Origin of the sequence: Rhodocytophaga rosea (genome assembly GCF_010119975.1) — a bacterium.
GTDB lineage: Bacteria > Bacteroidota > Bacteroidia > Cytophagales > 172606-1 > Rhodocytophaga > Rhodocytophaga rosea.
This window is the reverse complement of the sequence record NZ_CP048222.1, coordinates 6,398,624-6,425,501: the sequence shown is the minus strand read 5'-3', so window position 1 is coordinate 6,425,501 and position 26,878 is coordinate 6,398,624. Positions and strand designations below refer to the sequence as shown.

At 41.7% G+C, this 26,878-nt stretch carries 28 protein-coding genes; 14 read left to right on the top strand and 14 right to left on the bottom strand.

From position 1 onward, the window contains the following. Positions 1–48: 48 nt before the first annotated feature. Positions 49–537: an alpha/beta fold hydrolase gene (locus tag GXP67_RS26525; RefSeq protein WP_162445921.1), complete on the top strand. Its 489-nt coding sequence runs from the start codon at positions 49–51 to the stop codon at positions 535–537. Beyond that, positions 530–916 carry an alpha/beta fold hydrolase gene (locus GXP67_RS26520; protein ID WP_162445920.1) on the top strand — a complete coding sequence of 129 codons (387 nt, stop codon included), beginning with the start codon at positions 530–532 and terminating at the stop codon, positions 914–916. Before GXP67_RS26525 ends, GXP67_RS26520 begins: the two co-directional genes overlap by 8 nt. Positions 917–1,039: 123 nt before the next feature. Here GXP67_RS26520 and GXP67_RS26515 read toward each other — a convergent pair whose 3' ends face one another. Next, complete coding sequence (locus GXP67_RS26515; protein WP_162445919.1) at positions 1,040–1,813, bottom strand: NUDIX hydrolase; 774 nt, start codon at positions 1,811–1,813, stop codon at positions 1,040–1,042. Positions 1,814–2,010: 197 nt separating this feature from the next. Between GXP67_RS26515 and GXP67_RS26510 the strand changes: the two genes are divergently transcribed. The 3 genes from GXP67_RS26510 (at position 2,011) to xth (ending at position 6,519) form a co-directional block, all read left to right on the top strand. After that, on the top strand, positions 2,011–4,341 hold the full coding sequence (locus GXP67_RS26510) for a glycoside hydrolase family 3 protein (RefSeq protein ID WP_162445918.1): 2,331 nt from the start codon (positions 2,011–2,013) through the stop codon (positions 4,339–4,341). A gap of 59 nt (positions 4,342–4,400) precedes the next feature. Then, the gene (locus GXP67_RS26505; RefSeq protein WP_162445917.1) at positions 4,401–5,519 is read left to right on the top strand and encodes an esterase; all 1,119 of its coding nucleotides are present in this window, start codon (positions 4,401–4,403) and stop codon (positions 5,517–5,519) included. 223 nt (positions 5,520–5,742) lie between these two features. Further along, complete coding sequence (gene xth, locus GXP67_RS26500) at positions 5,743–6,519, top strand: exodeoxyribonuclease III (protein WP_162445916.1); 777 nt, start codon at positions 5,743–5,745, stop codon at positions 6,517–6,519. A gap of 92 nt (positions 6,520–6,611) precedes the next feature. Here xth and GXP67_RS26495 read toward each other — a convergent pair whose 3' ends face one another. Further along, entirely contained in the window at positions 6,612–7,472 is an 861-nt protein-coding gene (locus GXP67_RS26495) for an aminoglycoside 6-adenylyltransferase (RefSeq protein WP_162445915.1), read from the bottom strand. Positions 7,473–7,559: 87 nt separating this feature from the next. On the opposite strand from GXP67_RS26495, the gene GXP67_RS26490 reads away from it, so the two are divergent. Continuing rightward, positions 7,560–8,219 (top strand): hypothetical protein, encoded by a 660-nt coding sequence (locus GXP67_RS26490; RefSeq protein WP_232064610.1) that lies wholly within the window; start codon positions 7,560–7,562, stop codon positions 8,217–8,219. Between the two features lie 56 nt (positions 8,220–8,275). Here GXP67_RS26490 and GXP67_RS26485 read toward each other — a convergent pair whose 3' ends face one another. The 3 genes from GXP67_RS26485 to GXP67_RS26475 form a co-directional block, all read right to left on the bottom strand. Continuing rightward, positions 8,276–9,532 (bottom strand): alkaline phosphatase family protein, encoded by a 1,257-nt coding sequence (locus tag GXP67_RS26485; RefSeq protein WP_162445914.1) that lies wholly within the window; start codon positions 9,530–9,532, stop codon positions 8,276–8,278. An 87-nt stretch (positions 9,533–9,619) separates the two neighbouring features. Next, positions 9,620–10,921 carry a ComEC/Rec2 family competence protein gene (locus GXP67_RS26480; RefSeq protein WP_162445913.1) on the bottom strand — a complete coding sequence of 434 codons (1,302 nt, stop codon included), beginning with the start codon at positions 10,919–10,921 and terminating at the stop codon, positions 9,620–9,622. 147 nt (positions 10,922–11,068) lie between these two features. After that, positions 11,069–12,757 (bottom strand): alkaline phosphatase family protein, encoded by a 1,689-nt coding sequence (locus GXP67_RS26475; RefSeq protein WP_162445912.1) that lies wholly within the window; start codon positions 12,755–12,757, stop codon positions 11,069–11,071. A gap of 527 nt (positions 12,758–13,284) precedes the next feature. Between GXP67_RS26475 and GXP67_RS26470 the strand changes: the two genes are divergently transcribed. Then, a complete protein-coding gene (locus GXP67_RS26470) occupies positions 13,285–14,472 on the top strand; it encodes a lactonase family protein (RefSeq protein WP_162445911.1) in 1,188 nt (395 codons plus the stop codon). Between the two features lie 51 nt (positions 14,473–14,523). Here GXP67_RS26470 and GXP67_RS26465 read toward each other — a convergent pair whose 3' ends face one another. The 5 genes from GXP67_RS26465 to GXP67_RS26445 all read right to left on the bottom strand — a co-directional run bounded on the left by GXP67_RS26465 (position 14,524) and on the right by GXP67_RS26445 (position 17,723). Continuing rightward, a complete protein-coding gene (locus GXP67_RS26465; RefSeq protein WP_162445910.1) occupies positions 14,524–15,243 on the bottom strand; it encodes a pirin family protein in 720 nt (239 codons plus the stop codon). Continuing rightward, positions 15,240–15,755, bottom strand: a complete 516-nt coding sequence (locus GXP67_RS26460) for a hypothetical protein (protein WP_162445909.1) — start codon at positions 15,753–15,755, stop codon at positions 15,240–15,242. Before GXP67_RS26460 ends, GXP67_RS26465 begins: the two co-directional genes overlap by 4 nt. A gap of 85 nt (positions 15,756–15,840) precedes the next feature. Next, positions 15,841–16,569 carry a dioxygenase family protein gene (locus GXP67_RS26455; RefSeq protein ID WP_162445908.1) on the bottom strand — a complete coding sequence of 243 codons (729 nt, stop codon included), beginning with the start codon at positions 16,567–16,569 and terminating at the stop codon, positions 15,841–15,843. Between the two features lie 523 nt (positions 16,570–17,092). Then, a complete protein-coding gene (locus tag GXP67_RS26450; protein ID WP_162445907.1) occupies positions 17,093–17,299 on the bottom strand; it encodes a hypothetical protein in 207 nt (68 codons plus the stop codon). Between the two features lie 211 nt (positions 17,300–17,510). Then, positions 17,511–17,723, bottom strand: a complete 213-nt coding sequence (locus tag GXP67_RS26445) for a hypothetical protein (protein WP_162445906.1) — start codon at positions 17,721–17,723, stop codon at positions 17,511–17,513. A gap of 300 nt (positions 17,724–18,023) precedes the next feature. Between GXP67_RS26445 and GXP67_RS26440 the strand changes: the two genes are divergently transcribed. The 6 genes from GXP67_RS26440 to GXP67_RS26415 all read left to right on the top strand — a co-directional run bounded on the left by GXP67_RS26440 (position 18,024) and on the right by GXP67_RS26415 (position 22,202). After that, positions 18,024–19,280 carry an MFS transporter gene (locus tag GXP67_RS26440; protein WP_162445905.1) on the top strand — a complete coding sequence of 419 codons (1,257 nt, stop codon included), beginning with the start codon at positions 18,024–18,026 and terminating at the stop codon, positions 19,278–19,280. 85 nt (positions 19,281–19,365) lie between these two features. Further along, positions 19,366–19,872 (top strand): GbsR/MarR family transcriptional regulator, encoded by a 507-nt coding sequence (locus GXP67_RS26435; RefSeq protein WP_162445904.1) that lies wholly within the window; start codon positions 19,366–19,368, stop codon positions 19,870–19,872. 63 nt (positions 19,873–19,935) lie between these two features. Continuing rightward, complete coding sequence (locus GXP67_RS26430) at positions 19,936–20,784, top strand: thiol-disulfide oxidoreductase DCC family protein (protein WP_162445903.1); 849 nt, start codon at positions 19,936–19,938, stop codon at positions 20,782–20,784. Between the two features lie 52 nt (positions 20,785–20,836). Next, a complete protein-coding gene (locus GXP67_RS26425) occupies positions 20,837–21,511 on the top strand; it encodes a DUF2071 domain-containing protein (RefSeq protein ID WP_162445902.1) in 675 nt (224 codons plus the stop codon). A gap of 73 nt (positions 21,512–21,584) precedes the next feature. Further along, the gene (locus GXP67_RS26420; RefSeq protein WP_162445901.1) at positions 21,585–21,860 is read left to right on the top strand and encodes a LytR/AlgR family response regulator transcription factor; all 276 of its coding nucleotides are present in this window, start codon (positions 21,585–21,587) and stop codon (positions 21,858–21,860) included. 60 nt (positions 21,861–21,920) lie between these two features. Continuing rightward, positions 21,921–22,202, top strand: a complete 282-nt coding sequence (locus tag GXP67_RS26415) for a DUF427 domain-containing protein (protein ID WP_162445900.1) — start codon at positions 21,921–21,923, stop codon at positions 22,200–22,202. Between the two features lie 66 nt (positions 22,203–22,268). Here GXP67_RS26415 and GXP67_RS26410 read toward each other — a convergent pair whose 3' ends face one another. From GXP67_RS26410 to GXP67_RS26400, 3 genes are all read right to left on the bottom strand, one after another. Then, positions 22,269–23,327 carry a hypothetical protein gene (locus GXP67_RS26410; protein ID WP_162445899.1) on the bottom strand — a complete coding sequence of 353 codons (1,059 nt, stop codon included), beginning with the start codon at positions 23,325–23,327 and terminating at the stop codon, positions 22,269–22,271. A gap of 36 nt (positions 23,328–23,363) precedes the next feature. Beyond that, positions 23,364–23,930, bottom strand: a complete 567-nt coding sequence (locus GXP67_RS26405; protein ID WP_162445898.1) for a putative metallopeptidase — start codon at positions 23,928–23,930, stop codon at positions 23,364–23,366. Positions 23,931–24,030: 100 nt separating this feature from the next. Continuing rightward, positions 24,031–24,720, bottom strand: coding sequence for an SDR family oxidoreductase (locus GXP67_RS26400; protein WP_162445897.1), 690 nt, complete (start codon positions 24,718–24,720; stop codon positions 24,031–24,033). 38 nt (positions 24,721–24,758) lie between these two features. On the opposite strand from GXP67_RS26400, the gene GXP67_RS26395 reads away from it, so the two are divergent. Then, on the top strand, positions 24,759–25,889 hold the full coding sequence (locus tag GXP67_RS26395; protein ID WP_162445896.1) for an acyloxyacyl hydrolase: 1,131 nt from the start codon (positions 24,759–24,761) through the stop codon (positions 25,887–25,889). 9 nt (positions 25,890–25,898) lie between these two features. Here the strand turns inward: GXP67_RS26395 and GXP67_RS26390 are convergent, their stop codons facing one another. Then, positions 25,899–26,642 (bottom strand): glycosyltransferase family 32 protein, encoded by a 744-nt coding sequence (locus GXP67_RS26390; RefSeq protein ID WP_162445895.1) that lies wholly within the window; start codon positions 26,640–26,642, stop codon positions 25,899–25,901. Positions 26,643–26,878 lie beyond the last annotated feature (236 nt).

The following is a 26,878-nucleotide window of genomic DNA, read 5'->3' as shown; positions in this document are numbered from 1 at the left end:
TTTTTTTATCCATCAAGATACCAATCGGTATCTACAAAACAAACTTATATGCAAAAGATCCTTCCACAACTGATAGGTTTTTACCTGAATTTACTAGCCTATATTGCCCCGCAAAAAGCAGGCAAATTAGGATTCAGGGTATTTTGCTATCCGGCCAGGGTAAAGATGACTGCCCGCCAGCGCCAGTTTTTACAAAGTGCCCGGCATTTTACTATTCCCTATAATAAAGAGGCGATTCAAGGATACAAATGGGGAAACGGCCCGGTAAATATTCTGCTCCTGCATGGATGGCAAAGCCATACATACCGCTGGAAACGCTACATAGAAGCCATCGATAAAAGCCATTATACCCTATACGCTTTAGATGCTCCAGGCCATGGACTAAGTTCCGGCAGTTTCATGACTGTACCTCTTTACAGCGCTATTATAGTGAAAGCGATAGAACATATTGGTAAAAGTACATATCGTGATCGGTCACTCCCTGGGCAGTTTTACAGCCATATACACCTTCCATACACAACCCCGGTTATTGCCTGATAAACTTATCGCTACGGCTTGTCCTGGAGAAGCACAGGAGTTTTTCAATTTCTATCAAAAGCAACTTGGTTTAAATGCCAGAACTATGAACCTGACCGTGAAACAATTTGAAAAGGAAGTACAGCATTTGCCAGCCTATTTTTCTGCTCCTACTTTTACAAAAAATTTAACGATACCCGGCTTACTTATTCATGATGAGGAAGACCAGGAAACATTGGTAGAAAATGCCATCTCGATTCACCAGTCCTGGAAAAATTCAAAATTGATCCTAACTAAAGGCAAAGGTCATAATCTAAAATCGGATGAAGTGGTAAATCATGTGATCGATTTTATTGCCCAGGAACATGTATTGGAAGTAACCAGGCAGAAAACATTGTAGCCATACGTTTAAGTATGGTTGTAAAAATTAACTTCAGCAAAGGTGATATAGAAATAAAACTTACTACTTTAAATTATGTAAGTCATCCACTTTTCTGAAAAGAGAAATTAAATATTAATAAACTCAGAATCCAAAGCCAAAATCTGCATTTAATAGCTCATCATAGGTAGCCAGGTTGAAGCGGTACAGCACAGGCGCTTTGTGACCAACATCAGTTTTTACTTCATCCAGCCGGTCTAGTATTCCCAGTTTCAGCATCTTTTTTTCAAAATTGCGCCGATCGATGGTTTTACCCAGAATCGTCTCATATAAGCGGCGCAGTTCGGTCATGGTGAATTTAGTGGGGAGTAAATTTAGTCCGATGGGTTTATTTAACAGGTGTCCTTGAAGGGCTTTCAGGGCATGTTTTACAATATCAGCATGGTCATGAATCAAGTGAGGTACCTTGCTAATATCCCACCAGCGGCAATCAGCAATTAAAGGAGTGGTGGTAGGAATGGCTTTTGAAAAATCAACCAGGGCATAATATCCTAAAGAAATCGTCCGTTGCAAGAGCCATTGCTGGGTCTGACTGTCTACCTCGGACCGTTCCAGCATTTCCCGGCTTCCGGGCAGATTGGTCCGGTTTACTTCCCCGAATATTTTAAATTGTTCCAAAAAAATATTTTGTAAACTGGTACGCTCCTGCAAAATACGTTTAGCTGCTGCATCCACGGATTCTTCCGGAAAAATAAATCCACCAGGCAAACTCCACACCCCAAATTTTTCCCACTTGATAAGTAAAATCTTTAATTGATTTTCGTGAAAACCAAATACACAACAATCGATGGAAATGTGCGGTAAGAATTTACTAAAATCATCGTATGGTGCTGTAGCCGTATTCTTTTTTGTTTGCATAAAGTAAAAATACAAAAATTATATGCGTAATTTTTACGCATATCTAAAATTTATATAAATTGCGTAATTGTTACGCAGTAAATTTAGTTTGGATATACTGACTTTGCTGCTTTTGCAAGAGACTTTTACCACACAATTGCCATCGCATATATTCAATTTAGAAAGTGTAGCCTGTTTCACCTACCTCACACCACATCATGAAAAAGATAATTCTATTACTCTGCCTGATACCTGCCTTATCAGCCTATTGCCAGCAACAAACCCAGCCTGCACCTGGCAATATCATAGCCATTACCAATAAAGGCGGACAGCAGCTAAAGTATTCCTCCGCTTCTGGCGTAAAAATTATAAAAGAGGGCAATAATTCATTTAAAGATTTGAATAAAAACGGCAAACTGGATGCCTATGAAGACTGGCGTTTACAGGTGGAAGTCCGTGCCAAAGACTTAGCTTCTAAATTGTCAATAGAGCAAATTGCCGGACTTATGCTGTATAGCCGCCACCAACCTATCCCGGCTGCCGCTGGTGGACCCTTTGCCGGTACCTATAATGGAAAACCTTTTGCTGATAGTGGTGCCAAACCCTCCGACTTATCTGACCAGCAACTGGCCTTTTTAACGAAAGATAATGTGCGCCACGTGCTCATTACGTCTGTACAAAGTCCGGAAGTGGCAGCCTTGTGGAACAATAATGCGCAGGCGCTGGCAGAAGGCATTGGCCTGGGCATTCCGGTGAATAATAGTTCTGATCCAAGGCATGGCACGGTGGCCAATGCCGAATATAATGCCGGAGCTGGAGGAGCCATTTCCATGTGGCCAGGATCATTAGGTCTGGCTGCAAGCTTCAACCCAGATCTGGTGCAGAAATTTGGACAGATCGCCGCTACTGAATACCGGGCACTGGGGCTTACTACCGCTCTTTCTCCACAGGTAGACTTAGCGACTGATCCCCGCTGGAACCGGGTGAGTGGTACATTCGGCGAAGATCCGCAACTGGCAACCGATATAGCCAGAGCTTATATTGATGGTTTCCAGACTTCCACTGGTGACAAAGAAATCAAGAATGGATGGGGGTTCAACAGTGTGAATGCGATGGTGAAACACTGGCCAGGTGGCGGCTCTGGAGAAGGTGGCCGGGATGCCCATTATGGCTACGGAAAATATGCGGTATATCCTGGCAATAATTTCAAAACACACTTTTTGCCATTTATTAATGGGGCATTCAAATTAAAGGGGAAAACCGCAAAGGCTTCTGCTGTAATGCCCTATTACACTGTTTCTTTCGATCAGGATAAAAAATATAACGAGAACGTTGGCAATAGTTACAATAAGTATATTATCAGCGATCTGCTCCGGGATCAGTACCAGTATGATGGTGTGGTATGTACCGACTGGCTTGTAACTGGTGACGAAACGGCAATAGATGTGTTTTTAACTGGTAAATCCTGGGGTGTTGAAAAACTCTCAGTAGCCCAGCGGCATTACAAAGCCCTAATGGCTGGCGTAGACCAGTATGGCGGAAACAATGAAATGGGTCCGGTGATAGAAGCTTATCAGATCGGGGTAAAAGAACATGGAGAAGCGTTGATGCGCAAGCGTTTTGAAGTATCCGCCGTACGTTTGTTACTCAATATATTCCGCCTGGGTTTATTTGAAAACCCATACCTGGATACTGAGGCATCCAAAAAGATAGTAGGACAAGCGGCTTTTATGCAGGCAGGCTATGAAGCCCAGTTACAATCGGTAGTAATGCTCAAAAACAAAGCAAATGTATTACCGCTGCAAAAAAATAAAACAGTTTACATCCCCAAACAATTTACGCCGGCTGGGCGCAATTTCCTGGGTATGCCTACGCCTGAAAAACTGGATTATCCGGTAAATCTGGATATTGTAAAAAAATACTTCAAGGTAACCGACAATCCCGACGAATCGGATTATTCCCTTGTGTTTATAAACAACCCCAATTCCGGTGGCGGATATAATAGCGAACTGGCAAAAATCGGCACTACCGGATATGTACCTATCAGTTTACAGTATGGTCCTTACACTGCACAAGGCACCCGTGACCCAAGTATTGGAGGTGGCGATCCTTTGGAGACTTTTACCAACCGCAGTTATATCGGAAAAAGTACGCAGGCGATCAATCACACTGACTTAAGTATGGTGACCGATACCTACGCCAAAATGAAAGGCAAACCAGTAATCGTTTCCATGCACATGACTAATCCGGCGGTTATGGGTGAATTTGAAAAGCAAGCCAATGCTATTCTGGTGTATTTCGGCGTACAGGATCAGGCATTGCTCGACCTGCTGACCGGGGTTGCAGAACCTTCTGCCCTATTACCTTTTCAGCTCCCGGCCGATATGCAAACTGTAGAAGCCCAGTTTGAAGATGTTCCCCGCGACATGAAATGCTATGTGGATGCAGAAGGGAATCGTTATGATTTTGGCTTTGGCATGAACTGGAAAGGTGTAATTAAAGATGCCCGTACAGCCAAATACCTCAAACCAACACTAGGTTTAAAATAAGAACTCTTAGACAATCAACTTTCTTAAAACCAGGCTTCCCATTAATTTTTCACTCCACCATGAAATACTTTTTGCCTTTGCTCCTAGCCTGTTCGTCGGTTGCGTTTGCGCAACCCACACGGCCAAATCCTACGCCAAACGATACGTTAAAATCAATCCGGGTAAGCGCTAACAACCATATAGTTCTTAGCATCTACGCCCCAAAAGCGAGCGAAGTAACGGTGATGGGAGATTTCTTATCTGAGTATAAACCCCTGGCTTTAGCCAAAACAAATGCTGGCGTATGGTCTGTCGCTGTTGGCCCTTTGAAGCCGGATGTGTATACCTATGATTTTACAGTGGATGGTGTAAAAACATTCGATCCTAAAAATCCGCACTATAAAGAAGGGGAAAATGGCTTGTCTAATCTGTTTGAACTACCGGGAAAAGAAAGCGAGTATTGTGCTGTCAAAAATGTACCTCATGGCACGGTAGAAAAAGTGTGGTTTCCTTCTGCAGTGACGAAAAATACAGGGCGTATGCATGTATATACACCGCCAGGCTATGAAACCATGAAAGATAAACTGCCTGTATTATACCTGCAACATGGCGGTGGCGATAACGATGCCGCCTGGACAACGGCTGGCAAAGCGAACCTGATTCTGGATAACCTGCTGGCAGAAGGAAAAATAAAGCCTATGGTAGTAGTTATGCCGATGGGGCATCCAGCGCCGGGGTTTCATATGGAGCCAGGCACTGATACTGATCCTTATTACAAACAGCTATTAACAGAAATTATTCCCTATATCGAATCCCATTACAATGTTTCGGCCAAAAGAGAAAACCGTGCCTTTGCCGGACTTTCTATGGGTGGGATTCAGGCTTTAAATATTGCCTTGTTTCATCCCGAGAAGTTTGCTTATGTATTGCCCTTAAGTACCGGCTATTTTCCTACTCAACTGAAAACTCTGGAAGAGAAATATAGTACTCAGTTGAAAAACCCGGAAATCAATAAACTTAAGCTATTCTGGATTGCCATGGGAGGAGAAAAAGATATTGCCTATACAAACGGACAGAATGTGTTGAAGCTGTTTGACAAATACGGAATCAAATATAAAACCAATGATTATCCAGCCGGGCACACCTTTATTACCTGGCGGCATAATTTGTATGAATTTGCTCCATTGCTTTTTCAATAATCAATTCATGTAGCCATGTACTCCACATGCAAATCCAACTCAGATAGTTTTCTTAATATACCTTATGAATGCATAATTCTTTAAAGAAACAACAGAACACCCATGATAAAACAAGCTAGCGTAAATGCTGGCTTGTTTTATTTTTATGCTACTTCAACATAAATCTATGCTCTCCGTATTTTTGTAGACTTACCTTGAAACAAAAGAACAAGCGCACCTGAGAATGAAAATAGTTACCTACAATGTAAATGGTATCAATGCCCGGTTACCAAATTTGCTTCGCTGGCTGGAAGAAACCAAACCAACAGTCGTATGCTTACAAGAATTGAAGGCATCTCAAGATAAATTTCCGGTTGAAGCCATTGCTGAGGTAGGATATGGGGCTATCTGGCATGGGCAAAAAAGCTGGAATGGCGTAGCCATTCTGGCCCGTGGAACCCAGCCCCAGGAAGTCAGGCGTGGATTACCTGGAGAAGTGGATGAAGACATCCAGAGCCGCTATATTGAAGCGTTGGTTGAGGGCATACACATAGGCTGCTTATACTTGCCCAATGGGAATCCTGCTCCCGGACCCAAGTTTGAGTACAAGCTGCGATGGTTTGAGCAGTTCACCCAGCATGCAGCGCAATTGCTAGAAATGGATGTTCCGGCTGTATTGGCTGGCGATTATAATGTTATTCCAACAGAACTTGATGTATATAACCCTGAATATTGGGTGAATGATGCATTGTATCGCCCGGAAGTCCGCACTGCTTACCAGAATTTAGTTGCCCAGGGGTGGACAGATGCCCTACGGACTTTCTACCCGCAACAACGCATTTATACTTTCTGGGATTATACCCAAAACGCCTACCGCCGCAATATAGGATTGCGCATTGATCATATACTGCTTAGCCCTCACCTGGCTAAACGCTTACATTCGGCAGGCGTTGATAAGGAAGTCCGCGGCTGGGAAAGACCTAGTGATCACGCTCCCACCTGGGTTGAATTAACCAGTTAATTTTTGTTATTTTAGAATACTGTTTCCTACTTGACATCAAAATACATACAGATTCGGGATACAAAAAGATTACCTGCTACTGAACAAAGCATTCAAATTATCTTCTGCTGACTTTTGTAGGCTGATTGTATATACGCCATTATGTTTTGCTCCTCTTGTATGTTGTAGGTAAAGTTCATCTTCCTTTCAATCTCCTTCGCCATATCTTTAAATAGAGCTGTCATCACAAGTAAGGCTTTCCAGATATTGTCTGGATTTGCATCCGGATAAGTGGTGAGGATTTTTTCATACAACTCAGGTTCCACCTGTTCTTTCATTTTTTTGCCTGCTTTCCCAAACGTCACACTAAAGCTGGTATGAATGCCGATATGCCATTCAATCATTTTGAAAAACATATCCCGTACCGGAATTTCCAGCATATTCCTGGCATAGGTAATTTCATTTCTGCATAGCCCTTTCACGACATAGGTGCTCACCCACCAGAATTCATTACACACATCTGTAAACTCCTGTTGAGACGGAGCTTGAATGAGATAATCTTTTTCGCTGGGTAGCGGCAGATTTTCAAACAGGTGGTCCTTATCCAGCAATACAATTGTTAAGCTATCATGCTTGAAATGGGTGGTAAGTTTCTCAACCGGGAATAGTGTCAGATCTATTCTGTTTCCATCGGTAAAGAGCATCAGATACGCAAACGAGTGTTCATCCTTTTCACCAAAACACATTTGGTCAGGCATCTGCATAATTAGCCTTTCCCCAAAAATATTCACCCAGCTATGATCCATTAAAAAAGTATCCAGTTGATTTACTACGTACACAATATCAAAGTCCTGAAATACATCTTTTCTGGCGTTGGGATTTGCCCTTGATCCATTCAGTACAACCGCCCTAATCCGCTCGTCTTGCCTGGCTACCTGTAGAATCAAATTTGTTACCTCAGATTCGCTTCTCATTGAAATAATTAAGGAAGTAATTGAAAAAAAGATGAATAAAAATACTTGTGGTTCTACCTACCTAAATCCTAAAACCTATTTTACCCTATGGCAGTACATACCTTTGAACAATACGCTGAACTTAAATTTTTTCATATGGGTATCAAAGATATTATCAAAGGAGCTAAACAGGCGGCACAACTGCTCACCGGCGAACAAAGTAAAGATACACGCTTTTCAAGTAAGCAGACGTATATTGACGAGCAAACAGCAGCACAGGCGTTTGAGAAGGCAAAAGAGAAATTATTTAGGGTAGAAGCCTGGTCTGCCATTTCTGCCCTGAGTTCTACCTTTACCTTGCATGATACCAGTGGCAAACGGAAAAAAGACCAACCAGTACAATCAGGAGATTATATCTGTATTCAATTGCCTGGTCCTTTGCCTGAAAACTGGGTACAGGTACAACACGTACACACTGATGGTAAAGAAGCATCCTTTACAGTAAAGCCAAGCCAGTCGCCTCACGAAAAAGAGTCTCCACAAGAAGTGAAGCACTTTTTTACCGCTGAAGCCAGCAGCACTTTTCAGATAATAAAAGAAGGGAATACCCTCACTGCTTCTGAAATTGGAAAAGATGAAGTCGTGAATAACCAGGCAGAAGAGGCTGGAGACCGGCAGGTAGTAAATACGCTGGTTGCTGCAGGAGGCTGGGCAGGATTCCAGAAAATACAATGGCAACTAGTGACCGATTATTTAGTAGATAAGTAAGCAAAAGTGAATGCCGGGATTATAATAGAGTAATTTTGCCTGAAGAATGGTACAGATTATTTCTGTTTTGCTTCTAGCGTAACCCATTTGGTAACACTATTAAATGGAGATTCTAAAACTACTTTATAGAAGGAGGAAACAGGCAAATTGGTATGAATGGAGGCATGTTCGCTGGTTACAGGCACTTCGGCAAACAGTGTATAGGTATCCTTCTCTCCAGTTTTGAATCCATTCGTAGTAGAAACCCATATTTTTACCTTACCTTCTTTCTCTAAGGCTTTCCAGCTTACATCGAGTTTTTTCTGGAAATGATGTACCTGCACCTCTGCCAGCGAAATTTTACCTGTTAACGGCGTTCCGTCCAGTTCCCGGCTTATTTCCAAAGGCATCGATATATTCATAAACCTGGCTATTGTAGGCATAATATCTACAATGCCTGGGGTATAATATTTAGCATACATATTTAGCTGTGGATAATTGGTTACTATCCAGCTGCTGCGCTGCCGGTAAGATTGCCCTCCATGATCCTTGCCGGTTTGCTCATCCCGGCCATGGTCGGTTGTCACAACTATCAGCCAATCTTCATTATGCCGCTTTTGCCGGTATTGAACCGCTTGTGCAATGGTACTGATCTGGGCATCCATTTTCTTCACCGCATCATAAAACTGTTTGCTATCTCCATACATATGTCCCATATCATCCGTATATTCCAGGTATACCCAGGAGAGATCCGGCGCCTGATTCCGGATATAAAGAGCCGTTTCCTGCACAACTTTATTATCTATTTTGTGCATAAAATCCCTGGCTTTAGCCTGAGGAAAACGGATGGTATCGAGTTCATAACCATCGGCGTGATAATCAACCTGGATATTGCCAGTCTGGGGAAGGCCATCTCCTATTAATTTTGTCCGGTTGTCGAGCCAGCTGGAGAAAATGCCTATTTTCTTTGCAGGATATTGATTTTTTAGTAAGCGGAAAATTGTTGGATAGTGATAATTAGGTGCTGCAATATCATTATCCCATACATTGTGCTTATTGGCCCAGGTGCCTGTCAGTAAGCTATTGTAACCAACGGCAGAAATGGTAGGACTCTCCGAATATTCTCCTTTGCTTCCCCCAACATAAGACCGCATGTATTTTCCAGCTTTTGCCAGAGAATCTAAGGCAGGCGTTGCTACTGTTTCCAGTACATCGGCCGGAATCCCATCCACCAGAATAAACACAGTCTTTCTGACTTTAGTCTGGCCAGATATAGTACCACTCCACAGAAAGCAGAACAGACATACCAACGTTTTAATATAAAATTGAGTCATAGCTACTGCCTGATGGGCGGAAATTTTATGCTATAAAGAATTAGATTGTATAATATAGAAATAATTTGTATTTCTTTACCTCAGGCATTATTTCACTTTCTGTTTGGCCTGATAAGGGCCGAATACCGCTTTTACCTCTGCCTGCTCCGTTTCATCATTAAGGATGATCACATAATATTGTTTGCCTCCAGGCAGTACACGTACCAGAATATGTCCATCGGTACTTTTATAGGAATTTTCCAGCGAAGGGCCAATTACGATTTTATTGGCCTCGAGCATATTAGTCGCAAACATATCCCGTTCTTCCGGATACAAATATTTAGAAGTTACTCTGCGAAGCACTTCATGTCCCGGATGATCAGAAGACCAGGTTTGCTCGATCCATACCCTGGGCCGCAAGGTTTTGATATTAAACTCATTGTGTGCATCCCGATTTCCATGATGATCCATTACCGCTACATCTACTTCGCCTACGGCTTTGGCGATAGGTGTGCCTACATCCATCCATTCTGGTGCCCCTAAATCGGCAATGCCGGGATTATCGCCACCGGTATAATACCTGAAATCGCCGTACGCTATCCGGATGGCCAGGCTCAGCGGGTTTTCGGGAATTCTTTCTGCTGGCGCTTTCTCCAGATAATTATACGTTTCTATGCCATTGCCATTCCAGATGATTCCATTAGCTTTTATGTTCTGTACTTTAAAATCTTTAAACTTTGCCGCATTATGTACTAGCCTGATCTGATCATTTCTCCCTGCCTGCAAGGTGGCCGCTTTCATCCCTGATTTTTGCACATGATAGTTCGTAAAAGCCATATAATTGAGCATGCTGTTGTATTCTGGCAGTAATTGTGGCCGTTGCGAGACAAGAGCCTTAAAAGCGTTCATATCCATCGGATACTTATAATCCGGATAACCCCGGTCGATTAGCAAACCAATGGGAATTATATCTCCTACGCCAGTAATGCCGCTTAATATATAGTTGCCTTTAGCAGAAGTTTTTGCTCCCGGATATACCGTGCCATAATGATCATCGTGAAAATGAGTAATGAGCGCATAATCCAGTTTGGGTTTGAGCTGTTTAGGAAACTTATTTTGTATGTAAAGAGCAATCCACTCATGGGGAGTTTTAGAATTGTTGGGGTGCAGGGTTGAGTTCCTGGGCGAAGTGGTTCTGGGATCAGTGGGGTCCATTTCACCGGCATCGAGCAGCATGGTAGTACCATCCGGGAAAATATAAAAAGCTGCATCTCCCCTGCCGGTATTGATATGGTGCAAATCAAGCATTCCTTCCTGCCATTCAGGTAAAGGTTGCCCTACCTGCTGTGCCCTGGCAGAAAATAGGGCACACACAAGTAAAGAACAGAAGATGAGTTTAGGTAGAGGCATAGGTGTTTGTGAAGACTTTATTTCTGGATAACAGCAAAAAGTTAGGATAGCAAGTATTTTTTAATCTACTATCTGCTCATTATTCAGGAGTTTGGATGATTTTAATTTCAAAAGTATGATTTGTGCTTTACTGATGTACCTTTTATTTCAGGGATTCGCTACTGTTTTGATAGCTTTTTCCTGGTTTGATCTATACAGCACGGATGGCGGAATAATTTGTTTGACAATGGCAGGCCCTTTGTAATAGACATCCAGCCAGCTTCCGCCCCCTCCATTAAAGTAGCGTACTGTAAGGGGATGCATGCCTTTGTCCAGGTGTATTTTTCCGCTTCTTTCCAAAGCCCCGTGATCACCGTCGTTATTGACCACTTCCTGATTATTTATCATCAAGTTGCTGCCATCATCTGAATTGGTATAAAATGTATAGTCGCCAGGCTGGTCTATCTGCAAAAAAGCTTCAAATTTTACCGCATATGTTCCTTTTGCGTTGGGAATTGAATCAATCCTGAACTCGTATACATTGCCAGTTGAACGGGCTTTTAACTTCTCAAAATCCGGAAGTTGTTTCCAGTTTTCCCCTGTATAAAAACTGTAATTTATTCCATTATCATGACTGGTGCTGGCAATTCTGAAAAATCCCTGCGCTGTATAACTTTCCTGATCTGCTGCAAACGCTTTTGCTTTTACCACTTTACTTTCTGTGAGGGTAAAGGGCGATTGATACACAGGTGAGGAGGCAGTGGGCTCGCTGCCATCGAGTGTATAGTGAATAACTTGTCCTGGCTGGGCAGATTTTATTTCTACCTGGGCTGGCTTATCAATATACAAACCTCCGGCCAGTGCATTTTCTCTGGCAGGCGGATAGATAGTGGGAGCAGCCAGCTTTTCTTTTTCTTCTTTTACCACAGGTGCCGGAAAACCTTCTACTACACTTTTAACTGGTTTACCAATCCAGGCATAGGGTGGTTCAATGCCCAGCAGAAAAGCAATGGTTGAGGCATTATCATAGGTATATACAGTATGTTTTATCTGGTAGCCTTTTTTTATGCCTTTTCCGCACACAATAAACGGAATTTGTATTTCACCCAGCGTTTCTCCTCCATGTCCTTTTCCTACACCGCCATGATCAGCAGAAACGATGAACACCGTTTCCTCCAGAATACCTGCTTCCCTGGCAGCCTGAATCACCTGTCCGATCAAGGAATCTGCCAAAGCAACGGTCTGATAATAGGCGGCTGTGCCATGCCCGGTTTCATGGCCGGCATGGTCTACATGGTCGAAATGAACGAAGGTAAACAATGGCTTTTTCTCCCGGATATATGTACTGGCCAGTTCGGCCGTTTCCTTTTCTGTTTGTCCGTGAATATTGTAGTTAACGGCAGTTTTTTCGAATAATCTTCCAAAGTCTTTCCAGTTGTAAATAGCGCCAATTTCAGCCGAGGGATGTTGCTGGCGAATCACCCCAAATATGGTTGGAAATATTCCTTCCGTTCCGGTAGTTACAGCCGGAAGTATATGATCGTCTGGCTGCCAGCCATTGCTGGTAATCCCATGCTGTTCAGGACCGGCCCCCATGATCATAGAAGCCCAGTTAGAACTGCTGCTTGTAGGCAATACACCTCTGGCTTGTAGGGTATAGGAACCATTCTTCATCAGCGAATCCATATAGGGGGTGGCTGCTTTCTCCACGCCATCCGGACTCATGCCATCTACCCCAATTACTACAATATGTTTAATTGTAGGTACCTGTGGTGCAGAAGGCTGACAAGCGTACAGGAGGCTGCTTAATAAACCCAGGCAAAGGATATAGGTTGGCTTACCATATTTTTTTGTCATAAGACAGCTTGTTAATGGTTGGTTAATGTATCGCGTTGCTGGTGCCGGAAATGAAGGTCAGAAAAGTAAGTAAAAAACAGCTTTCTTCTATCTTTTTATCTCACAGATATTTAAACTTAATCTACCCGTAACAGAAATTTTCCTATTTGTTAACCTGTATGGGATAATGCTATTTAAAATTTTTATCTATCATGGAATGCTTGATTCCGCTAAAAAATTTACTGATTACTTTGGAATAAAACACCAACTATTTATGCTTTATGTTTATTGAATATATTGGCATTATTATCGCACGAACCAGGGTTGAATAAAGAATAAAATAAGAAATCAGCATAGTCATTTCCTGATATCAGGGCTTTTACAAATCCATGCTAGTTCATGGAAGTAAGGATACTATACAGTCATTATAATTTGTATGTTTGTACGCAATATAAATTTTAGCTTTTTACACGATAATTTTTTAATATTCCTGGCAGAACAAAGAAGCCTATGTGTAGGCAACTGTTTTATAAACCTGAACACACTTTATGTCAACCTCTCATTCTTCACGTCGTACATTTATCAAAGCATCCGGGTTGGGCCTGATGGCGATGACTTTACCGGATGTATTTAACTTTGAAAAGATTATGCAAAATAAAAATGGCTATATGGTGTATGTCGGCACTTATACCAATGGTAAAAGCGAAGGCATTTATCTCTACAAACTTGATCCGCAGACAGGTGCGCTTACGCATGTAAACACAACCAAAGGCATTAAAAATCCATCTTTCCTGGCCATTGATCCCAACCGGAAATTTTTGTTTTCTGTGAGTGAAGTGGGAGATTTTGAAGGAAAACCCGGAGGCGCCATCAGTGCATTTGCCATTGATCAGAAAACAGGCGCACTTACGCTTATTAACCAGCAGCCAACGCAGGGTGGAGCGCCCTGTTATGTAACGATAGATAAAACCGGAAAATCGGTACTAGCGGCTAACTATAGCGGGGGGAATGTATCTATTTTCAGTGTTGGAGCAGATGGAAAACTGAGTCCGCCTACAGTATTTCAGCATACAGGTTCAGGGCCAGACAAAAAACGCCAGGAAAAACCACATGCCCATTGTATTGTATTAGATCCTGCCAATAAATTTGCTTTCTCCGCTGATCTGGGCACTGATAAAATTGTAGGATACCGCTTTGATGCCAAACAAAGCAAACTTACCGCTGGTCAGCCAGCGGCAGTATCCGTAAAACCGGGGGCTGGTCCCAGGCATTTTGCTTTTCATCCCAATGGCCGGTATGCCTTCGTAATCAATGAATTGGACAATACCATAACTGCATTCAGCTACACTGCCTCCAGCGGAGCTTTGAAAGAACTGCAAACGATTTCTACCCTTCCGCAAGGATACAGCGAAGAAAGTTATTGTGCCGACATTCATGTGTCGGCAGATGGCAAGTTTGTGTATGGCTCCAACCGCGGACATAATAGCATTGCCGTATTTGCTGTGGATGCCCAAAGCGGGAAACTCACCTTTGTAGAACATGTATCTACCGGAGGCAAGTGGCCCAGAAACTTTACCCTCGATCCCACCGGAAAATTATTACTGGTAGCCAATCAGAATACCGACAATGTAGTAGCTTTCCGCATTGATGCGAATACCGGCAAGCTTACCGCTACCGGGCAAGTTCTGGATGTACCTGCCCCGGTATGTTTGCAGATTGTTCCGGCTTTTGGATAAATAGATTGAAAGCACTAAATACTACAGCCGTAAGAATTATTCCGCATAAACTTACGGCTGTATTTCTATGGCCAGAATCAAAGCCTGGGCACTTAAAGCTTCCAGTTCTACTTCTGTAACATTCCACAAAGCTACTGCATCTCCGGCATGTAACAGGCGGCCTTCCAGTTCAAACGCTCCTTCAATCACGAAAGCAAAAAATACTGTATTTCTGCGTTGTAGCGAATACGTAGAATCTTTTCTTCCGGAAAAACAACCTAAATTCAACAAAAAAGGAAGATTGATGGAATATTCATCCTGATTAATTCCAGGTATTATTTCCTGAAGCTGGTTTACGAGAGATTCAAATTCAAAAGAAAACAACTGCGAAGAACTTTGTTCTACCGGCTCATCTGCCTTTATCCATAGTTGCAATAAATTTATTGTTTCTCCAGGATACGGATTAGCTACCTGAAATGTACTATTGGCAGGCAGAGTAAACAATTGGATTTGCTCTACTTGTACCTGATAGCTATTTCCGCATTCATACTTATATTGCACATCTCCGGTAATAGGAATAATAATGACATGCGAAGCCTGCTCTACCTCAAACTTAGTATGCTGCCCAGGAGCGATTGTTTCTTCATTACACACATACAGCCGATCAAAAGGCATTTTATCTGCATGGAAATAAGCTCCAAAGTTGAAAGTACTATACCTCCTGAACTGCCTGGTTTGTGTCAAGCCACGCCCTTCAGATAAATAAATTTTTCCAGGAATTTGCTTGATCATAGGGATTGTGTTTCGCTTTGTAAGGAATAAATTGATACATAGGGCTGTAACTGGAACAGATGCGTAGATGCTTCTCCGCTTGTTTCATTTTTCTTCTCCGAAACAAGCAGGTAGTTTCCAATGGTGTCATGCCATATCAGCGGCAGTGAGAAAAAGTTGATGGCAACCTGGTGCTTTTTTTTATCGTGCAGATCCGAATTAATGATTTCAAACTGAAAGGTATTGAAGCAGAGAAAATGCTTTCCCAGATTATTCAACACATCCGGTATGGTTTCATTCAGTTGCCGGATGTAATCAGTAGCAGCGGCGCTCACCAGAAAATGGAGTTTTTCGGCACCAGCAACCTGCTGTGTTAACTCTGCAAACGAACGGTACTTTTTTTCCTGGTTGAAATACTGTGCCTGCATTCTGAACTCCGCATAGGTATCTTCAAATACAAACTTTTCCCAGACGCCACTTGCGTTTGCATCAATCAGTTTACGGTAACACAAGGTAATGATGCGGTTAGCCATTGTTTATAATGCAGAAAATTTATTGGTAATGGATGGATATTCAGCAATGCTCATGTTTGCTGCAGAAAGGTATATTAGCAGAATCTTAAGCAGCTACATTTAGTTTGATAGAAAGCTCAAATCCATCGGTCGTATTCCCGGTAACCGTTGCGATCTGAACCCCTGCGGTATCGTCGCTAAATATATTGTCGTTTTTATTGGAAGTATAGCCACTCAAACCTTTTGAATATCCATTTACCAATGCTACGGCAGTACCGCTTCCTTCCGGAAATGCAATCTGGGTAACTTTTAGGGAAGTGCCGCTGGCATTATAAATATGCACATGAATATGCGTAGTGCGGCCATTGTACCAGCCGGGAAATATACTGGTAAACGTAACCAGACCATTTGCATCCGTAACCTGCCGGCCTCTCAAGAAATGCACCGACTGGTAATTTACTGATTGCATGCCGCTTCCGCCATATTCTGAATAACTTCCTTCCGCATCGCAATGCCATATATCTACAATGGCTCCGGCTAGGGCAGCACAATTCTTATTCGTATTTCCAATGGTAATTTTGGCTGTCATTTTATAGCCGCTACGTCCGTCGGTAATGTCGCTGCGCACATAGGAAGCCGGACTCTTGGTAGGAAATGGTCCTTGCGTTTCGGTAGGAGCAATGGTACAATTATCTGAACTGGTACCCGGATCAGTAACAGTACCTTCTTCGGTAGAAGGTGTAATCGCATCGGCTTCTTTTTCACAGGCAGACAGGGCCACAGGTACTGTTACTGCCCCAAGCAATAAACTTTTCAGGAAGCTTTTTCTTTCCATAATCGTAATGTGTTAAAGTTTTTCTGAACTATGGAACAAAAATGAGCCCTGGTTTCGGGAACTACAATGATGTGTCGGTAAAGAGGGATTTAGTATCGGTAGATTCCTTATCTTTTATATTACTGAAATGAGCTGTATAACATCTTGCCAGTCTTTACCTGCAGAATAGAAAAGCATCTACAATAATAGCCCGGATAAATCAAAAAGCAGAATTGCAAGTTAGGATGAAGGTAATTAGAAACGAGGATGAAATGTAAAGATTGGCTACAAAATAAAAAGGGCAAGCGAAACGCATGCCCATTTACCTATTAACCTTAAACCTTTCACTAAAAGAGAAATTTACTGCTGTAAAAATAGCAGATCAGGCAGGGTAAGTAAATATTTTGTTGACAAACGGTTGTTAGGCTGGATGTACTGCTGAATTTACAAATGGACAATTTTTCTTGCAGTAGGTATCTAAAAAATGAACAATTTATTCATTAAAAAGTAAAATAGACCCTTGGTGCAATTGTCTGATCATATATTATTTATCGAGAGATTCTTTTAACAGAACTTCTTCTACCCTTCCGGCGGCATTATTCAGAACTATTTCTGCATAATACTCATTCATCCAGTATAAATTACTGCTATAATCGCCTTCGGTACGGCTTTCTACTAAATTTCCATAGTCCTGAATGTAACGGGCACGTTCTTGTAAGGGCAGAAGCTGGAGATGGATCAAAGAGAGCATAATGCTTTTTTTGATCCAAAATTAACAATTTAATTGAATAGGAATACCAGAGGGGTCAATTTAGATACGCCAGCCGGCTTCAATCCTGAGGAAAGTAATTAGATTGCACAATGAATAAGCTACTATAAGAATTCGCTCAAAACACAGCATAAATCGCCTGAAGCATTTTCATATCCTCTGCTTCAATTAATTTTTGGATGCAAAAACTATATTAATTATTTGAATATGTATCCAAACATCCAAATAGCCCCCGCTCTTCCATCTGGTAAGTAAATATTTCCTGCAGCAATGCCTGAGTAAATGTATTATGTATGTCCGTCGGGTATACTGAGTAGTCGGTTAGAGAAGTGAGAAATTGAGTATTGGCTGTAGCTTCAACTTCTTCCAGAACAGGAAGCTGGGTTGATAAGATGATTGTTTCCATATACAAAAGTATCCTCTCTGGCCGGGTAAAAAGTGTCAATACCCACCCCAATGGTACAAGTGTATAAGAAACGGAGAAAAATATACCTGTTACATCTTCATTAGCATTTATACATCCGAAGAAAGGAATAACTGGTATTAGATTATCAATATAAAGATTCCTATAGAGAATATAAATTCCTCTATATATCATTGAATTTAACTAAAATTTAATGCATTGGGACAACTTTTTAATTTAGATTGAAGTTGTGCAATATCGCCTCTCCTTCGTGTAAGGTAGACCAACTAAAATCTGTTTTGAATGAATTCCATACAAGCACCAGCTCAACCTGTTCTGCAACCTGAAATTTCAACCTTCCAGGAAAGATTATTACTATTTATTCTTTCCGTAATCCAGTTTACCCACATCATGGACTTTATGATTATGGTACCGCTGGGACCTAGGTTGATTGATGTGTTCGATATTTCAACCAGGCAGTTCAGTTTTCTGGTATCTGCGTACACCTTCAGTGCTGGTATCTCCGGATTTGCTTCCGCTTTCTTCATCGACCGCTTCGACCGCAAAACGGCTCTGATTGTGCTATACTTTGGCTTTACGTTAGGAACATTTGCCTGTGCTTTATCGCCGAATTATTATTTTCTGCTTACTGCCCGGACCGTTACCGGATTATTTGGCGGTATTTTAGGTGCCCTGATTTATGCCATTGTAGGAGATACTATTCCGGCCGAGAGAAGAGGCAGGGCTATGGGTATTGTAATGGCTTCCTTTGCAATTGCTTCTGTAGCTGGTGTACCCTTTGGCTTGTTTCTCGCCGATCAGTTCGACTGGCATGCCCCCTTCTTCTTACTGGCAGCCATGAGCCTGGTAGTATGGGTAGCTGCTTTTAAGGCAATACCTGCTATGCGTAAACATTTACAACACCAGCAACACCGGTCACCTATGATGGTAATTACGCAGGTACTGAACAACCCAAATCAGTTGTGGGCCTTAGGCTTAATGATGATGCTGATGATGGCCGGTTTTGGAATTATTCCTTTGCTCAGCACCTATATGGTAAAAAACGTGGGATTCAGCCAGTCGCAACTTGCCTATATTTATCTCACCGGCGGTTCGGTCAGCTTCTTTTCTTCCATTATTGTAGGCAGGCTTTCCGATAAATATGGCAAGTCCAGAATTTTCATTATTGCCGCGGTACTTTCGCTGATTCCGATTGCCATTATTACGAACCTTTCCCGTACACCTATTCCTATTGCTTTAAGCGTATTTGCCTTCTTCTTTATTTTTACCAATGGACGTATGGTACCGGCCATGGCGCTGATTACTTCGAGTGTGTTACCACAACAACGGGGTAGTTTTATGAGCATTAATTCGTCGGTACAATCTGTTGCTGCGGGTGTTGCTGCTTTTCTGGCCGGACTGGTAGTATATGAATCTCCTACAACCGGTGAATTAATGAATTATCCGCTGGTAGGTTATTGCTCTATGGTAGCCGTGCTTATCTGTATTTTTATTGTCCGGAAGATCAAGCCAGTAGCCGAAGAAGTGAAAGGAAGGTAATTCTCTCTTAAAAACTCATTCAAAATATATTATAAATATCTTTCAATAATTATTGAAAGTTCAGAAATTTATTATACCTTTGGTTATGCAATTAGAGGAAGCACAGGAAAAATTTATACAGGCATGGGGTACACTGGGTTCTAACTGGGGTATCAACCGCACGATGGCGCAGATTCATGCCTTGCTGCTGATTTCTCCTCATGCTTTAAGTACCGAAGAAGTAATGGAGCAGTTGAATATTTCCCGGGGTAATGCCAATATGAACATCCGTACTTTGATTGACTGGGGTTTGCTGTACAAAGAATTTAAATCCGGGGAAAGGCGGGAATTTTTTTCTGCGGAGAAAGACATGTGGAAAGTATTCAAACAAATTGCAAAAGAACGCCGCAAACGCGAACTGGAACCTATTTTCAAAGTACTGGAAGATGTGTCAAAGGTAGAAGGCGACCCGTCGGATGAGCAGTACAAGGCATTCAGCCAGTCGATTCAGGGTATACAAAAATTTGCCGGGCAAGCCGACGATTTTCTGGCCAAAGTGATTAAAGCCGATGAAAGCTGGTTTTTTGGAATCCTGCTAAAAATGCTGAAATAATTTTTTTGTTAATTACTTTCAAATATTTCTGAAACTACTGAATAATTAATAAATATAAGAGATATGATATCTTTACCCAACAAAGCGATTATTTACGATGACCAATGCCCAGCTTGTAAATTGTACACCACAGGTTTTGTTAAATGGGGGCTGTTAGAGCAAAATAACCGGATTCCGTTCACAAAAATTATTGATTCTGACAAGGTTTCGCAACTGGATTTGCAACACTCCAGGCACCATATTCCGCTGATTGATTTAACCGGTGGCGAAACATTATATGGCCTGGATGCACTTGTATTTTTATTGAGTCAGAAAATTCCATTTCTGAAGACTCTGCTCCGAATAAAACCAATTTACAGCTTCTTTTCAGGATTTTACAATATTATATCTTACAACCGGCGTATCATTATTCCGGTCCACACACCAGCTTCAGGATTTGATTGTGCGCCTGATTTCAGCCTCCGGTACCGCCTGTATTTTATTGCTTTAGCGGTAAGCATCGCTAGTGTAATTACCTATGCGTTTGGCGATTCACTCAGCCATTTTTCCCTTTCTGGCATCGGAGGAATGGATATGCTGTGTATCGCTGGTACTGGCTGGGTACTCCAAATTCTTATGGCTTTGTGTGTGACTTTGCCTTTTCAGCCCAGGCAGCGGATCAACTACATCGCACATCTGGGAGTAATTATGATAATGGGTGTATTCATCCTGCTTCCAGGTATTTGCTTGAGTGCACTCACCGCCTATCAATATCCGCTTATTCCGACCATTAGTGTGGTAATCAGTTCCAGCATCATGCTCTGGCAGCATATTTCCAGAGTACGCCACATCCAGCTCAGTCAAGGCTGGACGATCGGCTGGTTTCTGATACTGCAAATTACAGCTGCTTTCTGGTTGTACTTCCTAACATAAATTAACCTCACACTCTCTCAATCACACATTCATGCACTCAATTTATAAAGCCATGAACCTATTAAAAAGACTTCCGATTACCTTTCTGGGCGAATTGCATCAGGTAAAGCTGATTAATTTTTCTGTAGAACGGGAAGAAGTAGAACCTTTTGTTCCCTGGAAACTGAAGATCAGGGATTTTAAAGGCAGGGCGATGATATCTATGGTCAATGTTGATCTCAAGCACATGCATCCTGATTTTCTGCCGGAAAGTCTGCATTTTAACTACCGGCACATTGGGTTCCGCTTACTCATAGAAGATAAACAGTGGAACAAAGGCCTTAACAAAGGTATTTTTTTCATGCGTTCCTTTACCGATAATGGCCTGATTGCCCAGGGCGGACAGCTCATGACAGATTACAACCTGGAAAAAGCAGAAATAATCTGTACCAATCAGCTGCTGGCTCTCAAAAAAGACGATCAATATTTAACCTATGCCTTAGACGAAAATACTCCCAGGCAAACAGATGAATGCCTGAAACAAACCATTGGATCTATTGACCGGGCATATTCTCTGCTCGACGGACAAATCCGCATGACAAAAATCCTTCGGGAGAAATGGCCGATTGACTGGGTAAACTGTTATCACTTCAAAACCAACTTCTTTGAAACCGCCCGACTGGAAGGGGCTTTCCAGGTAAACGAAACCATTTATTACCAATGGACACCCCCACAACCCATCCGCTAACCCTTTTACCGGTGACTGGCAGAAACTAGGATTTGCAGAGGAAAAATTCCTGCTCATTAAAGACTATAAAGGAATGTTGAAAGTAAGTCAGAAAGAGGTATTGTATATAGAGGGCGGTAAAGATTATGTAAAAATTGTTACTCCTGCCAAAGTATATTTGATGCACGAAACCATGAAAGACATGCAGGAGAATCTGGGTGACAAATTCATACGGGTTCACCGTTCCTATATTGTGGCTGCCGATCATATTAAGATTATCAAAGCAGACGCAGTTGTTCTTTCCAACGACAATCAGATTCCTATTGGAAGCTTATATAAGCAGGAACTTCTGGATTATTTTAAAAAGTAAGTTATTTATCAAACAAACCTCTTTTGAGCCGTGTTAACTTATTTACATCATTTATAAACTATGAAAGCCATCTGGAACCAGACCATTATTGCAGAAAGCAACGATACCATTGTAGTAGAAGGAAATCATTATTTTCCACCTCAGGCCGTAAATCAGGAATTGTTAGCAGACAGTTCTACCCATACTCATTGCCCCTGGAAAGGAGAAGCTTCTTACTATAGTATCAAAGCCAACGGAAAAGAAAATAAAGATGCTGCCTGGCATTATCCCAATCCGAAAGAAGCAGCCAGCCAGATTAAAGGATATATTGCTTTCTGGCGGGGTGTAAAAGTAGAGCCTTAGTTTTAATATTTTACACACCCCTTCCCTTCTTTTCAGAGGGGGTTATGAATACTTTTATTGAGTTTATTACAAAGAAATTTCCTTCAAAGCCCGTTTGATTGTCGTTTGTGCCGTGATATAATCCTGAAAAGTTGCCTTATGAGCAAAGGAGAATGCAATTCCTGGCTTTTGTTTATTCGTTTTTGCTTTCTGCCATAAACTCCTCAGCCTTTCGGTGCTTTCTGCTTCCTCCAGCGAATAATAGATGAGATTCTCGTTAGCATTTTCTTTCAGTGCCCATCTTACCTGCCCTGCTTCAGTCACATCAAAAACAACAATAGCTGTACACTGATCAGCCGGTTTTGCAAACTCATTTTTCAGGCTGGTAAACACAGATTCTTTTACATATTGCTTTTCTCCAGGAAGGCAAGCATAAATTATTTTTAGAGGCGGATAATCCCAATTAATAATTTGTTCGATACTATCTACCATATGGGCAGGCGCTTGTTTATGTACACTAAAAGCGACTGTTATACTATCTCTTTCCGCAGATGGAAGCATGGCTTTTTCCACTTCTACAAATTCCTGGATGCCTGTATAATCAATAAAGAAATCACCTCTCACCACCTCTATCAGAAAAGTATCTTTTGGAATTTTTTTTACATATGGCTTGGGTTTGCCAATATACATATGTAAAAAAAGAGACCTTCGGTTCTCTTCTTCAGTTAGCTCCTTTGTTTCTCCTGAACTAGGCAATTCAATAGCAACATGTAAGTCTCCAAAGAATTCCTCTGGTAAATTACATTGGTTTGTATCTATTTTTATCGCATAAGATTTGTCTGAAAGGAAAAGTGTATCGTTTTGGTATTTGTAAGTAAAGTCGCTATACGAGTGAGAATTATAAGCAACTCGTATAGTATCACTATTGGCAACTTCACTATTCATATGCCAATATCCTATTGTATGATAATATCCCCAAAATCTATGTTTATCAATAATAATCTGAGAGGTATCGAGTATGTCCCAGGTTCCAAACATGCTATCCGGGTAATGTACATGCCAGTGACTTATCAGATCTAATTGTTTAGAGTTGGGTTGACAAGCAGCCAGTACAGCCACAAACAGAACTACGCCAATTACTTTCATGTAGGTCAGTCAGGAGAAGATTAGATAATTATCATTTTATTTTGCCCAATCAGGAACAGGAGTGTTTTCATTGAATAATTCATCCAGGTAATACTGCCTTTTGAAAAGCTTGTTACAAGGTCCCCCGCCAATATCGTATACGCAGCTTTCGTACATATTAGAAACTTTGCTGTTCATCAGGCTGGCATAATCACCATTTGGAAGTAAGCTATCCTTATGTCCTCTTCGCTGCAGCACACAATGGCCCAGTTCATGAAAAACCAATGCTTCCCTGGCCTGATCAGTCAGGAATTGCCAGCAATTTATTTTTGTATTGATAGTGATTGTTTTTTGCCTTTCCGGATGGTCTTTTGTCTGCCTGCAGGCAGCACATACCTGGGCATCTTCCTGAATAATAGTCGAATCGATTTCAGCAAATTCCATAATCAGGTTTGTAATTTCCATGGGGCGATTCCGTAAGCTGGCTTCTTCCAGAAAACGCTGCACATATTTTTCTACATCGGCAGGCACCCGGTATACCACCGGCTCTGTTTTTTCTCTCTGGCAGCAATTGAGAACAAGAAATAGCACAAGCATTCCTAGCAAATGCAATCTTTTCAACATAGTATGTCTGTTTCTTTGCTGTAACATAACAATCCCCAACTTACTTATCAATTTAAAGAAACCGGCGAAAAAGTAAAATACCTGTATAGAATTACAGAAACTAATTCCGGGGCAACAAAGGGCGGATTTCTAATTCTACCGGATGACAGTTTCCACTGGTCTGAAGCAGATCAACTAAAGTAATGGCCAGGTCATCGGGGTTCATCATATTAGGGTGGGCTTTCATTAGTTCATTCTGGTCGAAAAAATGCGTATTTACCGCTCCCGGAAAGATACAAGTTACTTTAATGCCATAATTGCGCACTTCTTTATACAAACTCTGCGAGATACCCCGGACGGCGTATTTACTGCCGCAATAGCCTACCCAGTCTTCCTTGCCTTCCAAGGCAGCCACAGAAGCAATATTAATAATATGGCCTTCTTTCAGCTGCTTCATTACAGGAATAGCTAATCTGGAACAATAATACAAGGCATGTACATTCAGGTCGAACATTTCCATCCACTGGCTTACCGGCATTTCATCCATTTTTCCGGCATAGCCTACACCGGCGTTATTGATCAGCACAGATACAGTTCCAAAATCCTGTAAGGTTGCGTTAAATGCATTTTCTATCGACTCAAAATTACGCAGGTCAACCGGATAAAACTTAAAATCAGGAAGTGAAAGATCAGGGGCAGTACGGCTCCATCCGGCTACTTTTAAGCCCTTTTCCAGGAACCTCCGGGCTACCGATAAACCTATCCCTTTACTTACACCAGTAACTACTGCTACCTTGTCTTTGAGTTCCATATTATTTTTTTATTATTTTTGAATAATCCCAGAGTTAAATGCATTACCTGACCAGCAAAATAGCGCTTATTTGTTTAATTCCCATACTGACTTTTTTCGCCGGCATTCAACCGGGAACTGCACAAAATCTTCCTAAAAAAACAAAGACTTTTGCCTTAGGCATACATACTTATTACGGCTTCATTCTCAAGCATACAGAATCTATTGGGCACCTGGCTCAAAGCCATCCCTATGCCATAGAAATAAACCTGAACCGCATTACCGATGGAAGCAAAACCTGGCACCATAGTTACCGATTTCCTGAAGTGGGATATGCGATAGGTTTATATGACTTCCGCAACCCTATTCTGGGAAAAGCTATGTATGCTTTCACGTATGTAGACAAAGCCCTGTTAAAAGGTAATTCCTCTGCCCTGCGGCTAAAAATCGGTACTGGCCTGGCCTATATAACTAATCCATATGATGCAGAGACAAACTTTCAGAATACGGCTTTAAGCGGACGGGTGATGTTTGGTATGCAGGGCGAACTAGCCTGGACCTACCGCATACACAGGAAATGGCAACTAAGAACTGGAGTTACCCTTACTCATTTTTCAAATGGGGCATTTAAGCTACCCAATTCAGGCGTAAATATTCCGGCTCTAAAAGTGGGGATCAGCTACCAGCCCAGGCAGCTTCAAATGCAGACTTTGCCGGATTCACTTCCAGGGCAACCTACACCCGGTAGTGTGAGTCTTAATATTTCCGGTGCGTTTTTCTTTAAAGAAATCAAGTTGCCTGGAGGTAAAAAATATCCTGGCGGCACCATATCCATGTATGTCAATAAGCGGTTGAATCAGAAAAGTGCCCTGAATATAGGCGTAGATGGTTTTTATAATACGGCTCTCCGGCAAGTAATACGCCAGGACCCTGATATTGACAGCCTGCATATTCCTGATTTTAAAAGAGCCGGGCTTACCTTCGGGCATGAATTGTTTATAGGAAGGGTATCTATGCTCACACAACTAGGCGTATATGTGTACAATCCTTATCAGAAAATCGATACCAGGGTTTACCAGCGGTTTGGATTAAAATATTATTTCTCCAGAAAATTATTTGCGGCTATGCTGCTGAAAACGCACTTCGGAACAGCTGATTGTGTGGAATGGGCTTTAGGAGTAAGTTTGTAGTGCAAAATACTAACCCATAAAGAATCGAATACGCCGGTTAAAAGAAGATACAGCTCTGGCCATTATGTTGCTGATGGTATTATTTTCCTTTAGCCAGCTCTCCTTACAATGATGCAGACCCAGGGTTCCTTTTTCAGAAAGTTCCTTTTCATAATCCGGGTGGGTTGCATAAGATATATCCGGATGAAAAATATTTTTCTTTGGCAGGAAAGCAAGATATTTTCCTGGGTTCTGAAAATATATTCTGGTAATAAATTCAGGACCTGTCAGTTTAAGAATATCTATTTTATTGGAGAACTGCTCAACCGGCGGATGTCTATGAAAAGCATCCAGTATATCGTACCAGAACAGATGGCCAGGTGCAGACGCAAAAATACAATTGCCAATGATGGTATGGGTTTGATAAAAGTCTTTGCCTTGCTGCTCACGGGACAAGGGTAAAATTAATTCATGGCTGTGGGTAATTTCGTCGAGTGGACTGAATAGTTCATAATCCAGGTCCAGGTAAACACCTCCGTATATTACCATATACATATACCTGACCATATCTACCCGCATAATATTATAGGGCAGTTTATTATATATGTCCAGCAAATGCGGAAAATGTTCTTCCACCAATCTCAGATTATCCTCATCTGTCCAGAGATATACCTGCCATTGCGGATGAAGGGCAATCATTTTCTGATGCCATCGCATGAGATCTTCCGGAAGATCTTTGGTCTTGTACGTCTGATGAATAATTTTAGGAATCATACGAAAATGCCAGATATATGTACTTTGTAATAAATATATCAGAACTACTAATTGAGAAGTTTCCAGTGTAGTGAGAAGATACTATTTTCGATACTGCTGAGATAAACTTCTTCTGTGTAGCTATAGTTAATATTTATTACCACTAGCCGGTTTAGCATTTTTACCCAATGATAGCACCAGCCGCTACAGAATTATACTAGCATAAAAAGTATATTGCAAGCAACAAAAATCATATA

Coding starts and splice junctions, on each gene's coding strand:
- GXP67_RS26395 (WP_162445896.1), top strand. CDS start 24,759: ATGCATTACCTGACCAGCAAAATAGCGCTTATTTGTTTAATTCCCATA.
- GXP67_RS26450 (WP_162445907.1), bottom strand. CDS start 17,299: ATGCTCTCTTTGATCCATCTCCAGCTTCTGCCCTTACAAGAACGTGCC.
- GXP67_RS26440 (WP_162445905.1), top strand. CDS start 18,024: ATGAATTCCATACAAGCACCAGCTCAACCTGTTCTGCAACCTGAAATT.
- GXP67_RS26425 (WP_162445902.1), top strand. CDS start 20,837: ATGAACCTATTAAAAAGACTTCCGATTACCTTTCTGGGCGAATTGCAT.
- xth (WP_162445916.1), top strand. CDS start 5,743: ATGAAAATAGTTACCTACAATGTAAATGGTATCAATGCCCGGTTACCA.
- GXP67_RS26485 (WP_162445914.1), bottom strand. CDS start 9,532: ATGACTCAATTTTATATTAAAACGTTGGTATGTCTGTTCTGCTTTCTG.
- GXP67_RS26415 (WP_162445900.1), top strand. CDS start 21,921: ATGAAAGCCATCTGGAACCAGACCATTATTGCAGAAAGCAACGATACC.
- GXP67_RS26490 (WP_232064610.1), top strand. CDS start 7,560: ATGGCAGTACATACCTTTGAACAATACGCTGAACTTAAATTTTTTCAT.
- GXP67_RS26495 (WP_162445915.1), bottom strand. CDS start 7,472: ATGAGAAGCGAATCTGAGGTAACAAATTTGATTCTACAGGTAGCCAGG.
- GXP67_RS26470 (WP_162445911.1), top strand. CDS start 13,285: ATGTCAACCTCTCATTCTTCACGTCGTACATTTATCAAAGCATCCGGG.
- GXP67_RS26445 (WP_162445906.1), bottom strand. CDS start 17,723: ATGGAAACAATCATCTTATCAACCCAGCTTCCTGTTCTGGAAGAAGTT.
- GXP67_RS26400 (WP_162445897.1), bottom strand. CDS start 24,720: ATGGAACTCAAAGACAAGGTAGCAGTAGTTACTGGTGTAAGTAAAGGG.
- GXP67_RS26420 (WP_162445901.1), top strand. CDS start 21,585: ATGTTGAAAGTAAGTCAGAAAGAGGTATTGTATATAGAGGGCGGTAAA.
- GXP67_RS26525 (WP_162445921.1), top strand. CDS start 49: ATGCAAAAGATCCTTCCACAACTGATAGGTTTTTACCTGAATTTACTA.
- GXP67_RS26480 (WP_162445913.1), bottom strand. CDS start 10,921: ATGCCTCTACCTAAACTCATCTTCTGTTCTTTACTTGTGTGTGCCCTA.
- GXP67_RS26505 (WP_162445917.1), top strand. CDS start 4,401: ATGAAATACTTTTTGCCTTTGCTCCTAGCCTGTTCGTCGGTTGCGTTT.
- GXP67_RS26465 (WP_162445910.1), bottom strand. CDS start 15,243: ATGATCAAGCAAATTCCTGGAAAAATTTATTTATCTGAAGGGCGTGGC.
- GXP67_RS26390 (WP_162445895.1), bottom strand. CDS start 26,642: ATGATTCCTAAAATTATTCATCAGACGTACAAGACCAAAGATCTTCCG.
- GXP67_RS26515 (WP_162445919.1), bottom strand. CDS start 1,813: ATGCAAACAAAAAAGAATACGGCTACAGCACCATACGATGATTTTAGT.
- GXP67_RS26460 (WP_162445909.1), bottom strand. CDS start 15,755: ATGGCTAACCGCATCATTACCTTGTGTTACCGTAAACTGATTGATGCA.
- GXP67_RS26435 (WP_162445904.1), top strand. CDS start 19,366: ATGCAATTAGAGGAAGCACAGGAAAAATTTATACAGGCATGGGGTACA.
- GXP67_RS26410 (WP_162445899.1), bottom strand. CDS start 23,327: ATGAAAGTAATTGGCGTAGTTCTGTTTGTGGCTGTACTGGCTGCTTGT.
- GXP67_RS26455 (WP_162445908.1), bottom strand. CDS start 16,569: ATGGAAAGAAAAAGCTTCCTGAAAAGTTTATTGCTTGGGGCAGTAACA.
- GXP67_RS26475 (WP_162445912.1), bottom strand. CDS start 12,757: ATGACAAAAAAATATGGTAAGCCAACCTATATCCTTTGCCTGGGTTTA.
- GXP67_RS26405 (WP_162445898.1), bottom strand. CDS start 23,930: ATGTTGAAAAGATTGCATTTGCTAGGAATGCTTGTGCTATTTCTTGTT.
- GXP67_RS26430 (WP_162445903.1), top strand. CDS start 19,936: ATGATATCTTTACCCAACAAAGCGATTATTTACGATGACCAATGCCCA.
- GXP67_RS26510 (WP_162445918.1), top strand. CDS start 2,011: ATGAAAAAGATAATTCTATTACTCTGCCTGATACCTGCCTTATCAGCC.